This is a genomic window from Tissierella praeacuta (assembly GCF_040396155.1).
Classification (GTDB): domain Bacteria; phylum Bacillota; class Clostridia; order Tissierellales; family Tissierellaceae; genus Tissierella; species Tissierella praeacuta_A.
In genome coordinates this window covers 1-14044 of record NZ_JBEBOY010000057.1, presented here as the reverse complement: position 1 = coordinate 14044, position 14044 = coordinate 1, and the positions used below count along the sequence as shown (strand labels likewise).

The window sequence follows — 14044 nt, the reverse complement described above, 5'->3', positions numbered from 1 at the left end:
ATAATTGCTGGAGTTTTTATATTTGTAATTTTTAACTAGCACAACAGGTTAATTAGTATTAATCTTGTAATCATTACTATTTTTCATCTTAGGCTTATTTAACCAGTTATCAACAGACCTATAGGTTTTTCCGTCCTTATCTACATCCTTAGCAATTTCTATGGCTCCTACTATCTCATCTTCAATCTTGATTGGAATATTAGTTACCATTGAAAAAATTTTTCTGCCTTTTCCATTAATATAGTTTTGGAGATCATTATAAATAGGCATACCTACATTTAAACAATTATATAATGTACTGTTTTTCTTGTTAAAAGATGGATAAACCTCAAATATATGCTTTCCTAAAACATCTTCCTTATCTAATCCCTCTATCTCACCCATAACATTATTATAATAAATGAAGAAACCATCCTTATTAACTATGGCAATTCCCAAATTAATATTATTCACAATAATATCAAACAAGACATCCTTATAAGCAATGTCCAAATCTACCACCTCGATTATTATTTTTACTTATGGATAAATATGTTATAGTTTAATTAATGTTTCTCGCTCTCATTAATCAAATCCTAAAATTTATTCTAAGACTATGTTTGAATTTAAAATTTGTTTACCCATACATCTTTCTTCAATAGTCTAGATTAAAGATATATAATCTTTAAAAAAAGAGATATACTATAATTTTATAATATATCTCTTTACTATATGTTTAATGTTTAATATTTTATGTCTAATATTTTTTAACTAGGTTTTCATGATCTTATAAAAAATTTTTAATTAGTCCTTGATGAATTTTTAATATTTTTCTTTAACTTAACCTGTGGCTCTGCTGGTATACCAAATAAAGGAACAAATCTATCTAACCCAGTTAAAGTCAAGAATAATATAGAAACTACGGCTACAGTTGCCATAAAATTAAATTTAATTATATCTTTCCAAGCAAATGTGTATAAAGGATAAATAGCATTGGCAATTCCTATAAAGAATGCAATATAAACATGCCATGGAACAAGTTGAGAGCCAAATACTCCTAAGGCATCAGAAAATGTTGCATTTCTCAATCTTAATTTATACATGTCTTCTTCACTTGCTTCTACATTCTCATCAGTTAATTCTTTAATAATAGGTCCAATAGTTACTATTTGAGCCATTTCATCTGCTAAAGCGGCATTACCTATAATAGATAAAATACCATTACAGAACATTAATTGTCTTACATTTCTTACTAGCTTTGAAACTAAATCAGAAATTGGTTTAAAGGCATTCATCTTAGACATTACACCACCGAATGCACCAACCCACATCATCATGACTATAACCCATGAACCCGCATCTGAAAACCCTGTATATACAAGTTTTAAAAATGCATCAGTTGATTCAACAGTACCTGCCACTCGCCCTAATATATAAGAAGAAACAAGTCCAAGTCCTAAGCAAACTAAAGTAGGTATTCCTTTAATAGCAACTCCTAGTACTAATATAAGAGGTATAATCATATAGAATGGAACCCCTTCTTTTACTTGATTCAACAATTCCACTGCTGCTGGTCTCTCTTCAGATAAAGTTGTCCACACTTCTTCTGGAATTTGATTAATAGCATCAGCTGCACTACCTACTTCACCAGGCAATTTTAAACTTACTGTAAAGAATAAAATTGCTGCTACAACTAAACATAAAACAGACCAAACCCCTTGATGTCTAATTCTATGTATTACCTCTACTCTCTGAATACCTGAACTAACAACAGTTGTATCGGATATAAGTCCAATATTGTCTCCAAAACATGCTCCACCTGCAATAGCTCCAATAGTAATTGCTACTTCTCCTCCTACTATATGGCTTAACCATAGGAAGATAGGTGCGCAAGCTGCAAAGGTCCCCCATGATGTTCCTGTTGCAATGGATAATATTGATGAAATAATAAATGCTGTTACAGCAACTGTCTTAGCTGTAATTCCTAAACCTAAAGCCATATTTATAATTGCAGCGCCAACTCCTGTTGACATGAATGCTTCTGCCATAGCATAAGCAAGCATAAGAATAAAAAATACTAATTGCATCTCTTTAACATTTTCCACTGCCGCATCTACGATGTCGTTTAGCTTATGTTTCTCAGTTATAGCTGCGATTATTGCTGCATAAACAGTTGCAATTGGAGCTATGACTAAAATGTCTAAATTAACTCCTAGAAAACTAAAAGCCTCAATATTACTAGCCATCATGAGTCCTGCTAATAAAAATATTGGTGAAAATTTTAGTAATGCGATCATTATTGACCCTCCTTATTATTATGGAACTGTATTGTTAAAAATTTAATTAAAGTATAACACATAATGATACTATAAACAATAAAAATTTTCACTTATTAGAATCTTTCAATAATTTATTCTGAATTAATCAAAGAAACACATTAAGAGGCTAAAATAGCCTCTTAATGTGTTTTAAATTAGTCATTTAAAATCCTTCTACCCGTTATGTATCTAGCCTTATAATAAGCCTCATCTAAAGATGATATCATTATCTTTCTACTACCTGAAGAAGCGTGTATCATGTTATTATCTCCGATATATAAACCTACATGACCTATTCCTTTTCCAGTAGTTCTAAAAAACACTAAATCACCAGGAATTAACTCATCTCTTTTAACTTCAACTCCATTTTTAGCCTGATCAGTAGATGATCTATTAAGTTTAATGCCTAATGTATTTAAATACATTGAATATGTAAATCCAGAGCAATCATACCCTCTCTTACCAGTATCACCAGCTACATATGGTCTTCCAAGTTCATCATAAGCCTTTTTAATTAATTTAGTAACAGCAGCTCCCCTGCTGGATACATTTCCTCTTGTAACTTTTTCTTTTGTTCTTCTTGCTTCAATATATCTTCCGCTTACTTTAAATTCATTATTCTCTTCATCTATAATAGTATAGGTATCTTCTCTAAAATCCTTTATAACAACCATTTCTCCTTTGACTAAGGTATAAAATGAATTATCGTTTTTTAAAACCTTATCAATTTTTGAAACACCATAAGATGTACTATCTTCAATTGCAGTTTCAACATCAGATAATTTTATATATCCATTAATTCCTTTTTCTGTACTAAATAGTCCATAATCTCCTTCATATTTAATTGCTTGTACAATCTCATCTGTATTTAATAATCCAATGGAATCTCCACTTGGCTTGTCTAAAATATTCGTATCTTTTATAACTATATATTCTTGAGTTGTTTTTATTATATTATCCTTAGGTATTTCATACCTACTATCTTCTTTTTCAATTATATATACTCTGTCTCTTTCCTTAAGAATATTAACATTTTCTTCTTTATTAAATGTAACCTCAGTACCATCTTCATTAGTACTAACATATTCCCTAACAAATATACCAGTGTCTTTAAATCCAATTAAACCAATAAGACATATACCCACAATAGTTGTCGGCAGTTTGTGTTTTCTATTATTCAATATGAACACTCCCTCGCATCAGATTTTAAATATAACACTATTATATTCTATTATATTAAAGCACGCAACATAATTATTACAAAATGATTACAAATTTGTAGTAATTATTTTTGAAATGGCTCAATATGAATCATACAATGCTTTATATCACTTATTTCTTCTTCCAATCTATCATGAACTAATTCTGCTATATCATGACCTGATTTTACGGAAATATAAGAATCTACTAAAATTTCTATATCTACATATATTTTATTTCCAAATACTCTAGTCTTTAAATTTTTAATTCCTCTAACCCCATCTATGGATTTAGTCCTCTCCTTAATAGTATTAATGATTTCTTCACTAGCCGATTCATCAACTAATTCCTTCACCGATTTAATATATAGTTCTACTCCAACCTTAATAACAAATATAGATACTATAATTCCTGCTATTGGGTCTAAAACAGGAAATCCTAATCTAGCACCAAGAACCCCTGCAAAGGTACCTATTGATGAAAAAGCATCTGACCTATGATGCCAAGCATCTGCTTCCATAGATATGCTTTTTATTTTTTTAGCTATTTTGATTGTATACCAATACATACATTCTTTAACAACAATAGATAAAAATGCAGCAATTAAAGCAATCACTCTTGGTGTTTTAACCTCTGAGCTAGTTAACACTTTAATTGCTTCATATCCTATAAATATGCCTGTTATCATCAGTAATATACTCAAAACCTTAGCAAATACAGACTCATACTTCTCATGACCATAAGGATGCCCTTCATCAGCTTCTTTTGAGGATATCTTTAAACCAAGCAAGACCACAAATGTAGTTAAAACATCTGATAAAGTATGTGCCCCATCGGCAATCATAGCACTACTATGTCCTATAATTCCTGCCGAAACCTTCGATACGGCTAATATCACATTTACAATTATAGTTATCCAAGAAGCTCTTACTCCTAATTTATAGTTATCCATAATATACCTCCATATTTCATATTAATTGATAATGATAATATCCATTATATGCATATACCTCTGATAGTTCAACAAAAATTCAAATATAGAAATTATTATCAATTGATAATGTATATTATTTGCAGTTCATTCATTTTTTTTATAATATTTATCTACTCTATAATATTTATCTATATTTGAATTTTTGATCTACTTTTATGATATATTGTTTAATATAAAGTAAGTTTTGGAGGAGAATCCATGATTATAGATACTCATGTACATGAAAATAAATATTCATTTGATAGTTTCTTAGATTTCAAGGAGTCTATTGAGTTAGCTAAGTTTATGGGAATAGATGGGCTTTGTATTACAAACCATGATAATAACTTTCTAAGAAATGATATAGGCGATTCAGCTAAAATCAACGGTGTCCTAGTAATAGTAGGGGCAGAAATATTGACATTTGAAGGAGATATACTTGTATTTGGACTCAAAGATATCCCAAAAGAAATGATAAGTGCAGAAGAACTACTAGCCTTAGTCAAAAAACATAAAGGTGCAGCTGTCGCAGCTCATCCATTTAGAAATAATAACCGAGGCATTGGAGAAAATATGAGAAAGCTTAGTCATCTTCTAACAGGAATAGAATCTTTCAATGGCAGCACTTATTCATACCATAATTTACAATCATATGCCTTAGCTACAGAACTAAACTTACCTTCTTTAGGAGCTAGTGATGCCCATAAACGTGAAAAACTAGGTACATACACTACTAAATTCTATGATAGTATAAGAGACCATCAAGACTTCATAGAAGCTCTAAAAACAGGTAATTTCCATCCATTAATGAGAAAAGATGGAGAATATAAAAATATTGACTATTTCTATGAGGATCATATCGTCCAAGAAAAAGAAATATCATCAATTAAATAGCAAATTCACTCTCTCTTAATATAAAATATAAAAGGAACTTCTGCTATATAGCAGAAGTTCCTTTTATATTTTATCATCTATAGATATTATTTATAATAAAAATTATATAATAAAAGTTGTATTTTTTTCTTGAATTTATTTTAAATATATGTTAATATACTAATTGTTGGATAACTTAATAAGCGAATGATGATTATTGAAAATATTCCTTTGGATGACCGTAGGAGCAAAGAATAGAGATAACACTAATCCTATTCTGAAACTCTCAGGTAATTAACAATAATCTGACGCATTCCCTGGAGAGACTTGTTAAATCAAGCATCGAAGAAGCAATTCATATTGAAATTATATGAGGAATCTTTCAGATACAAGGACAGGGAGGTAGAGTGGCAATTATTTTCTATGCTTAACACTCCACCTCTCTGTCTTTATGTTTTTGTAAATTAAGTATCCTCAATAACTAAATTAGGCATTAATATCTTCCAACTTGTGAAGTTATTAAGTATATATTAATTTTTATGACACACACACAAATAAAATCGTGATTATTTGAAATAATCACGATTTTATTTGTGTACAAATCATATATTCTTTTTCGTCTAGTCCAATATAATTTCCTATAATTTTATCTATTTCCTGCTCTAGTCTGTATATCTCATTTTTACTATCCTTATCTAATTTCATTATTAATTTTACTCTATCCTCTATATCCTTAACTATATCATCTGTTATTATTCTTATATCCAGTACAGAGTTTGGATAATAATCATACATTCTCTTTCCCATTTTCTTTGCAAATAATTTAAAATAAAATTCATAAATCCTTGAATTAAGTAATCCCACAAGGTATTCTAAGGAAATTTTATCTCTATATTTATCTTTAATAACTATAGAATATATATCTGCACTACAATAAACATTATTATAATCTAATGCAAACCTATTTGTACTTGCTTTATATGGAAATATAATCTTATGTTGCTCAAATAGTTTAGTATCTCTTCCCCATTGTAATTCATACCATTTTCTTCTACCGACTCTACATTCTCTTCTATTTTCCAATCTCTCTCTATAGTTTCTAATAAACTTTATACTATTAGGATATTCATCTTCAATTTCAATTAAATCCGAATAAATTAAAGATAACTCTGTATCTAATACACGATATCTTTCTACATTTTTATTTTTTATCCATTTCCGTAATAAATCCTTTTCAATCTCATATTTCCTTATTAATTCTGGTGTCAATACAAAGGCTTTATCACATCCTGTTATAATACCTTGAAATGATATAACCATATCCCCTAATCTATATTTACTTTTGCTTTCTATCTTTTTATATATATCAAAACTTTCTTTAGATATAAGTATCCATCTATTAATATCTAATTTAGCTTGATTTATTTGAAATCTTTCAAATAAGTTAGTTTTCATTATTTCCTGTAAATCTTCCGAGTCCTCAAATTGATATCCATCATCTATTAATTTATTTATATTTATATTATTATTTAGAGATTTACCTTTTTGAAAGAAATATATAGCTGTTGCAACTCCAATACCTTTAAATATTTTTGCTCCATAGAAATCTACTATTTCTAAAATATCTGCATTATTTACTAAATATGTTCTTAAATTTTTTCCAGTTGGTCCTTCCATGAAATACCTTGAAGTAATAATCCCTGAAACACCATTAGAGGATAAAATCTCAACTATTCGTTTAAAAAAACAAAAGGAAATATCTGATTTATCTCTAAATACAGTACTATATTCAATAAGTAACCATTGTTTATATTTCATACTTAATTGTTTATGTCCTATATAGGGAGGATTGCCTATTATGTAATCATATTTTTTACTCCAAAACTTTATTAGTATATTTTTTTCCTTTGAATTGCTTTTATCTATACTTAATTTCTCCCATCTAACCAGACTATCACATTCTACAATATTCAATTCCTCTATTAAATTATTTGGTTCTTTTCTTAATAATCCTATTTTAGTTAAATTCACAGCAATCTTATCTTTATCGGCACCATAGATACAATGTTTTAATATATGATAGTGAAGATTTTCCTCTTTCCAATATTCATTTCCTTTTACAGTAAATAACTGACCAGATTTTTCTAGTTCATATATTTCTTCTTTGTATTTCTCCTTCAATTCTTCTAGTCCCAGTAAAAACTTTTCCTTTAATATATCATAGGCAATCATCAAAAAATATCCAGCTCCACACGAAATATCTATAATACTAGTATAGGGATTTTTTATGATATCAACTTTACCTACTGTCTTATCAAGTATATATTTTATAATGAATTCTGGTGTATAGTATTGTCCTATGGATTTGCGAATTTCTTTGTCAGTATTTTTTTGATAAATATCACCTAGTATATTATCTTCCATTTTATCTACCTCAATTTATATGTATTATAGTTCATTCAACAAAATAAATGCTTATATTTATGCTTATCTTAATCTTTATATATACTGATTCTTATTATACCATTATTTGTAATATAATTATACTTTTCCGTTAATATTATGGCTGTCTCCTCTGTTCATCATATTTAATATAAGTTTTCATTACCATAATAAAAAAGGTAGAAAGTCATTCTACCTTTTTTATTATATAATTATACAGATTAATCCGCCACTGCCATCATTGATTATTCTTTCAAGTGCTCTTCTAAGTTTTTGTCTTGCATCTTCTGGCATTGTACTAAGCTTTCCTTGAAGCTGTTCATTTACTAAATCATATAATGATTTACCGAATAAATTGGATTGCCAAATCTTAGAAGGTTCTTCCTCAAATTCTGATAATAAATACTCTATTAGTTCCTCAGATTGTCTTTCAGTACCTATAAGAGGTGAAACTTCTGTTGCTATATCCGCCCTAAGTACATGTAGAGATGGTGCCTTTGCCTTTAACTTTATTCCGAAACGATTCCCTTGACGATAAATTTCAGGTTCGGCAAGTTCCATTTCTTCTAAACTTGGACTTACTAGACCATATCCTATTTCCCTAGCTTCAACTAATGCCTTTTCAATCTTATCATACTTTCTTTTAGTCTCAGCCAATTTTGAAATTAATCCTAATAATTGATAGTCTCCTTCTATAGAATATCCAGTCATATCCTTCAATACATTATAGAATAAATTATCATCAATAACTATTTCAGAATGTACAACTCCTTCACCTAATTTAATCTCAACTAATTTTACATCCTTTACCATATCCAAATCTTTTAATGGATCTAAGAAGCTTGAAACCTCGTTTAATTTTTGCAAACCTTCTATGGTTTCTTTTAAAGAATTTAATATGTTTGCTTTTATCCAATGTTTCTTTGGCAGACCTTCTATCCATTTTGGAAAATTAATAGTAACTTCTTTCACAGGGAATTCAAATAATAATTTCTCAAAGATTTTTTCAATATCTTGAGAATCCATATTAAGACAGTCTACAACTACTACGGATACTCCATATTTACTCTGTAGACTTTCCCTGAGGGCAATTGTACTGTCTAAATTAGGGTGCTTTGAATTTAAAATTATAACAAATGGTTTCCCTAATTCTTTTAATTCTGAAATTACCCTTTCCTCAGCCTTAATATAGTTAGAACGGTCTATATCGGTTATAGAACCATCAGTTGTTACAACTAACCCAATAGTAGAATGATCTGTAATAACCTTCCTTGTACCGATTTCAGCCGCTTCTTCAAAAGGGATTTCTTTTTCATACCAAGGGGTAGTTACCATTCTAGGTATAAAATTTTCCTCATGTCCTAAAGCTCCATTAACCAAGTATCCAACACAATCTACCATCCTTACTTTAAATTTTACATTTTCATTTAAAATAAGTTCTACAGCTTCATTAGGCACAAATTTAGGTTCTGTAGTCATTATAGTTTTTCCTGACCCACTTAAGGGCAGTTCATCCTTTGCTCTTTCTTTTTTATGCTTGTTTTCGATATTAGGTATGACAAGCAATTCCATAAATCTTTTTATGAATGTAGATTTTCCTGTTCTGACTGGACCCACAATACCTGCATAAATGTCCCCATCTGTTCGCTCAGCAATATCCTTGTATATATCAAATACTTCCACACCTTTCACCCCTTATGAATATATTTATTTAAATACAATACTTAACATTATATATATACGTCGGGGAGTATAAATTATTACAAGCTAATGAAAAAAACCTGCTAAATTTAGCAGGTTACCATAAATTATTATTTTCTAATACTATATTTTCCATTTCATGCTTTCTATCTCTAACCATTAAATTGAGAACTGAGTTTTTAACATCTTTATTTTCATATAATACACCATAGATTTCTTCAGTTATAGGCATATTAATATTATATTTTTTAGCTAATTCAAAAGTCGATTTTGTTGTTCTTATACCTTCTACAACCATGCCTATTTTTTTAATAGCATGGTCTATTTTCATTCCTTGCCCAATTAATATTCCAGCTCTTCTATTTCTGCTATGCATGCTTGTACAAGTTACGATTAAATCACCTATTCCAGAAAGTCCTGAAAATGTATTGATTTGTGCACCCATTTTTTCACCTAATCTAGCCATTTCAAAAATACCTCTAGTCATAAGCGCAGCCTTAGTATTATCTCCACAGTCTAGTCCATCAGATATACCTGCTCCTAGGGCAATAACATTTTTCAATGCTCCTCCTAGTTCTACTCCTATAACATCTGGGTTTGTATATACCCTAAAACTAGGAGTAATAAATAAATCCTGTACATACTCTGCAATCTCCTTATCTTTAGAAGCAGAAACAACTGTAGTAGGTATATTATTAGCCACCTCTTCTGCATGGGAAGGTCCCGATAATACAGCATATTTACTATCCGGTATCAATTCTTCCACTATTTGAGATATCCTCACCAATGTTTCATTTTCAATTCCTTTAGAAACATTAACTATTATTTGATTGGGTTTAATATAAGGCTTAGAATTTTCTAAGACTTCTCTAACTCCATGGGTTCCTACAGATAAAATTATTAAATCCTTATTGGAATTAGCTTCTTCCAAATCATTTGTTAAATTTAAATTTGATGGCAATATAGCATCAGGAAGATATTTCTTATTAATCCTTGACTCTTTCATTTCTTTAATTTGCTCTTTATCCCTTGACCATATATCAACATCATATCCCTTTTGAGCTAGTAAAATTGCTAAGGAAGTACCCCAGCTGCCCCCTCCTAATACTCCAATTTTCTCAGTCATTACAAACACCTACCTATATATTTTTTCCTAATTTGTTCTCTTCACCTCTATATAATCTAACTATATTAGCCTTATGTCTATATACAGATAATGCTGCCAATATACATGCTGTAATATACAAATATTTATTTACTGGTTTTAAGGTAAGTACCATAGCAAATGGAGTACAAATAGATGCTATAATTGACCCTAAAGAGACATATCTTGTAAATATTATTATACTACTAGCCACCACTAGACACACCAATGCAACCTTCCAATTAAGAAGTAACAATACTCCAAAAGATGTAGCAACACCCTTTCCACCTTTAAATCTAAGAAATATTGGAAAGTCATGGCCTAAAACAACAAAAATACCTGCCAAAATGCTCCCATAAAATCCAGATATATATCTGCCAATTAATACAGCTATTATCCCCTTTAATATATCCAAAAGAAAGGTTAATATGCCTATCTTTTTGCCCAAAACCCTAAGTGCATTGGTTGCACCAGCATTTCCACTTCCATATTCTCTTATATCAATATTTCTTGATATTTTACCTAAAAAATATGCCGAGGAAAAGCATCCTATTAAATAAGACAGCAATATGGTTATAAACATTCTCATCATTCATCATTTCTCTCCCTTTTGTCTGAATTCAAATTGGATAGGTGTACCTACAAAACCAAAATGATTTCTTATTTGATTTTCTAAATACCTTACATATGAAAAATGCATAAGCTCCTTATAATTTACAAATATTAAAAATTTAGGCGGTCTTACAGATACCTGAGTACCATAATAAATCTTTGCCCTCTTACCTTTGTCGCTAGGAGGCTGATTCATTAACACTGCTTCATTAATTATATCATTTAATATACCTGTACCGATTCTTAGGTTATAATTATTATTTACTACATTAATTAACTCTAATAATTTATCTACTCTTTGACCTGTTAATGCTGATATAAATACAATAGGTGCATACGTTATAAATCCTAAGACTTTTCTAATTTCCTTTTCAAATTCTAAATGAGTATTAGTATCTTTTTTAACTAAATCCCATTTATTTATAGCAATAATAATGGCTTTTCCATTATCATGAGCATATCCTGCAATCTTAGTATCCTGCTCCGTAACACCTTCCGTAGCATCTATGACTAATATACAGACATCAGACCTATCTACGGCAGTTAATGTCCTTATTACAGAATATCTCTCTACTTCTTCATAAATACTTCTTTTACGTCTTAATCCTGCAGTATCTATAAAAACGTATCTATTGTCTCCATAATTAAAATAAGTATCTATAGCATCCCTAGTAGTTCCAGGAATATTAGTTACTATAACCCGTTCTTCTCCTAATATATTGTTTATTAAAGAAGATTTGCCTACATTTGGTTTACCTATTAAAGAAACTTTTATTAAATCTTCATCGTATTCTGTATCCTTATCCTCTGGAAAATATTTTACTACCTCATCTAATAAATCTCCTATACCAAGAGCTTGTTCCCCAGAAATAATCATAGGTTCTCCAAGTCCTAGTTCGTAAAATTCATATACTTGATTTTTAAAACTAGGAGTATCTATTTTATTACACACTACTATTACGTTTTTACCTGATTTTCTAAGCATATTACCAATTTCTCTATCTGCAGAATTAAGTCCTTCTAATCCGTCTACTACAAATAGAATAACATCTGCTGTATCTATGGCTATTTCAGCTTGTCTTTTAATGTTTTTCATTATTATTTCTTCATTTTCTGGTTCAAGTCCACCTGTATCTATTACAGTAAAATATTTTCCAAGCCATTCTCCTTCTGCATAAATTCTATCTCTTGTTACACCTGGTGTATCTTCTGTTATGGCTATTCTTTTGCCTACTAATTTATTAAACAATGTGGATTTACCTACATTTGGTCTTCCAACTATGCAAACAACTGCTCTATTCATCTATTATCCCTCAATTCTTTATTATATCGATTAAACCTTTACCTTCAACTTTAGATGCGATTACAGGAGTATTAAGTGCCTCTGATACCTCTTCAATAGTCAGATTATCCAAAAAGATTTCCTCATCTCTTTTCATCATAGACCTGGGAATAATAATCCCATCTATATTCTTATAATCACCTAACTGGGCAATTAAATCCTGACCGGTTACTAATCCAGCTACAGTAATAGTCTCTCCAAAAAAATTATTAACTATAGGTATAACTGTTAACTCTATACCCTTAATTTTTTCAAGTATTTTATCTTTCATCCTAACTATAAAATCATATGCTAAAGTTCCAGTAGCTAAGACATATCTTTTATTGCTCTTTATTGGTGTTTTTATCTTTTTAAGTTCTTTCATTATTTCATCTTCAAAAGATTTCATAAGACCTACGCCATTTTCCAATTGAGGAAATCCTTCATATTCGTCATATTTGGGTAGTTCACTTTTAGTCATGGCAAAGAATTCATCAGAAGCAAAAACAAATCTGGTTCCTAGTTCCCTTAGGAAATAATTTTGTTTATCTAATATAAATTTTAATAATTCATATGATGATTCTCTATTATATGGTTCTACTTTTTGAAGCTTTTCTCTATATTTAGTTATACCTATTGGTACAACTGCAACACTTTCAACACTAGGATAAAGTTTAGATAAATCTGATAAGGTTCTATCTAATTCTAATCCATCATTTACTCCAGGAACCAATACTATTTGACAATTAATTTCTAGCTTAGCTTCTTTAAATCTTTTTAATATTTCATATATTCTTCCCGCATTTTTATTATTTAACATCTTTCTTCTAAGCTCTGGATTAGTAGTGTGTACACTTACATTAATTGGTCCAAGTCTATACCTTATAATCCTATCAATTTCTTCATCGCTCATGTTAGTCAATGTAACAAAGTTACCTTGTAAAAATGATAATCTTGAATCATCATCTTTAAAATATAATGTTTCTCTCATATTAGGAGGCAGTTGATCTATAAAGCAAAATATACATTTATTTCTGCAAGATTTAGCTTTGTCTATTAAAGGATTAGTAAATAATAAACCTAAGTCTTCATCGAAATCCTTTTCAATTTCAAATTCCCAAATATCTCCATTCCTTTTTTCTATTGCAACTACTATATAATCATCAGAAACTAAATATTTATAATCAATAATATCTTTAACAGGCATATCATTAATAGATAATAATATATCTCCTGGCTCTATTTCTAATTCTTCCGCTATACTGCCCTTTGTAATTTCTTCAATAATATTCTTATCTTCTGTAAAATTCTTTAATTCCATGCTTACACCCCAGTTATTTTTAAGTATATGTTTATTATTCTAATACAGTATAGCTAATATGTAAAGATAAGCCTACAGAATTATCTGTAGGCCTTTGTGTTATTTATATAATGGGTATTTATCACACAATTTAGCTACTCTAGCTCTTATTTCATCTCTA

11 protein-coding genes and 2 riboswitches are annotated in these 14044 nt (G+C 29.5%); of the genes, 1 reads left to right on the top strand and 10 read right to left on the bottom strand.

The window, feature by feature from the left end; genetic code table 11:
- Positions 1–48: 48 nt before the first annotated feature.
- The 4 genes from ABWP20_RS16835 to ABWP20_RS16820 form a co-directional block, all read right to left on the bottom strand.
- Positions 49–492 (bottom strand): PAS domain S-box protein, encoded by a 444-nt coding sequence (locus ABWP20_RS16835; protein ID WP_353097383.1) that lies wholly within the window; start codon positions 490–492, stop codon positions 49–51.
- A 287-nt stretch (positions 493–779) separates the two neighbouring features.
- Complete coding sequence (locus ABWP20_RS16830) at positions 780–2276, bottom strand: Na+/H+ antiporter NhaC family protein (protein ID WP_353097382.1); 1497 nt, start codon at positions 2274–2276, stop codon at positions 780–782.
- Positions 2277–2452: 176 nt separating this feature from the next.
- Complete coding sequence (locus tag ABWP20_RS16825) at positions 2453–3478, bottom strand: C40 family peptidase (protein WP_353097381.1); 1026 nt, start codon at positions 3476–3478, stop codon at positions 2453–2455.
- 104 nt (positions 3479–3582) lie between these two features.
- Positions 3583–4449 (bottom strand): cation diffusion facilitator family transporter, encoded by an 867-nt coding sequence (locus ABWP20_RS16820; protein WP_353097379.1) that lies wholly within the window; start codon positions 4447–4449, stop codon positions 3583–3585.
- A 240-nt stretch (positions 4450–4689) separates the two neighbouring features.
- Here ABWP20_RS16820 and ABWP20_RS16815 point away from each other — a divergent pair, with 240 nt between their 5' ends.
- Positions 4690–5364, top strand: a complete 675-nt coding sequence (locus ABWP20_RS16815) for a PHP domain-containing protein (RefSeq protein WP_353097377.1) — start codon at positions 4690–4692, stop codon at positions 5362–5364.
- A 186-nt stretch (positions 5365–5550) separates the two neighbouring features.
- A riboswitch (glycine riboswitch) is annotated at positions 5551–5654 on the top strand.
- Positions 5655–5751, top strand: a riboswitch (glycine riboswitch). It abuts the riboswitch before it with no gap.
- A gap of 171 nt (positions 5752–5922) precedes the next feature.
- Here ABWP20_RS16815 and ABWP20_RS16810 read toward each other — a convergent pair.
- The 6 genes from ABWP20_RS16810 to ABWP20_RS16785 form a co-directional block, all read right to left on the bottom strand.
- Positions 5923–7767, bottom strand: a complete 1845-nt coding sequence (locus tag ABWP20_RS16810) for an Eco57I restriction-modification methylase domain-containing protein (protein ID WP_353097376.1) — start codon at positions 7765–7767, stop codon at positions 5923–5925.
- A gap of 222 nt (positions 7768–7989) precedes the next feature.
- On the bottom strand, positions 7990–9468 hold the full coding sequence (gene spoIVA, locus ABWP20_RS16805) for a stage IV sporulation protein A (RefSeq protein WP_353097375.1): 1479 nt from the start codon (positions 9466–9468) through the stop codon (positions 7990–7992).
- A gap of 115 nt (positions 9469–9583) precedes the next feature.
- Positions 9584–10612, bottom strand: a complete 1029-nt coding sequence (locus tag ABWP20_RS16800) for an NAD(P)H-dependent glycerol-3-phosphate dehydrogenase (RefSeq protein ID WP_353097373.1) — start codon at positions 10610–10612, stop codon at positions 9584–9586.
- Between the two features lie 13 nt (positions 10613–10625).
- A complete protein-coding gene (plsY, locus tag ABWP20_RS16795) occupies positions 10626–11222 on the bottom strand; it encodes a glycerol-3-phosphate 1-O-acyltransferase PlsY (RefSeq protein ID WP_353097372.1) in 597 nt (198 codons plus the stop codon).
- A gap of 3 nt (positions 11223–11225) precedes the next feature.
- Positions 11226–12545 (bottom strand): ribosome biogenesis GTPase Der, encoded by a 1320-nt coding sequence (gene der, locus ABWP20_RS16790; protein WP_353097371.1) that lies wholly within the window; start codon positions 12543–12545, stop codon positions 11226–11228.
- 10 nt (positions 12546–12555) lie between these two features.
- The gene (locus ABWP20_RS16785; protein ID WP_353097369.1) at positions 12556–13884 is read right to left on the bottom strand and encodes a DUF512 domain-containing protein; all 1329 of its coding nucleotides are present in this window, start codon (positions 13882–13884) and stop codon (positions 12556–12558) included.
- Positions 13885–14044: the final 160 nt, after the last annotated feature.

What these genes read in the sequence shown, in the direction of transcription:
- ABWP20_RS16830 (WP_353097382.1), bottom strand. Translation starts at nt 2,276, where the DNA reads ATGATCGCATTACTAAAATTTTCACCAATATTTTTATTAGCAGGACTC.
- ABWP20_RS16800 (WP_353097373.1), bottom strand. Translation starts at nt 10,612, where the DNA reads ATGACTGAGAAAATTGGAGTATTAGGAGGGGGCAGCTGGGGTACTTCC.
- ABWP20_RS16785 (WP_353097369.1), bottom strand. Translation starts at nt 13,884, where the DNA reads ATGGAATTAAAGAATTTTACAGAAGATAAGAATATTATTGAAGAAATT.
- plsY (WP_353097372.1), bottom strand. Translation starts at nt 11,222, where the DNA reads ATGATGAGAATGTTTATAACCATATTGCTGTCTTATTTAATAGGATGC.
- ABWP20_RS16815 (WP_353097377.1), top strand. Translation starts at nt 4,690, where the DNA reads ATGATTATAGATACTCATGTACATGAAAATAAATATTCATTTGATAGT.
- der (WP_353097371.1), bottom strand. Translation starts at nt 12,545, where the DNA reads ATGAATAGAGCAGTTGTTTGCATAGTTGGAAGACCAAATGTAGGTAAA.
- ABWP20_RS16820 (WP_353097379.1), bottom strand. Translation starts at nt 4,449, where the DNA reads ATGGATAACTATAAATTAGGAGTAAGAGCTTCTTGGATAACTATAATT.
- ABWP20_RS16810 (WP_353097376.1), bottom strand. Translation starts at nt 7,767, where the DNA reads ATGGAAGATAATATACTAGGTGATATTTATCAAAAAAATACTGACAAA.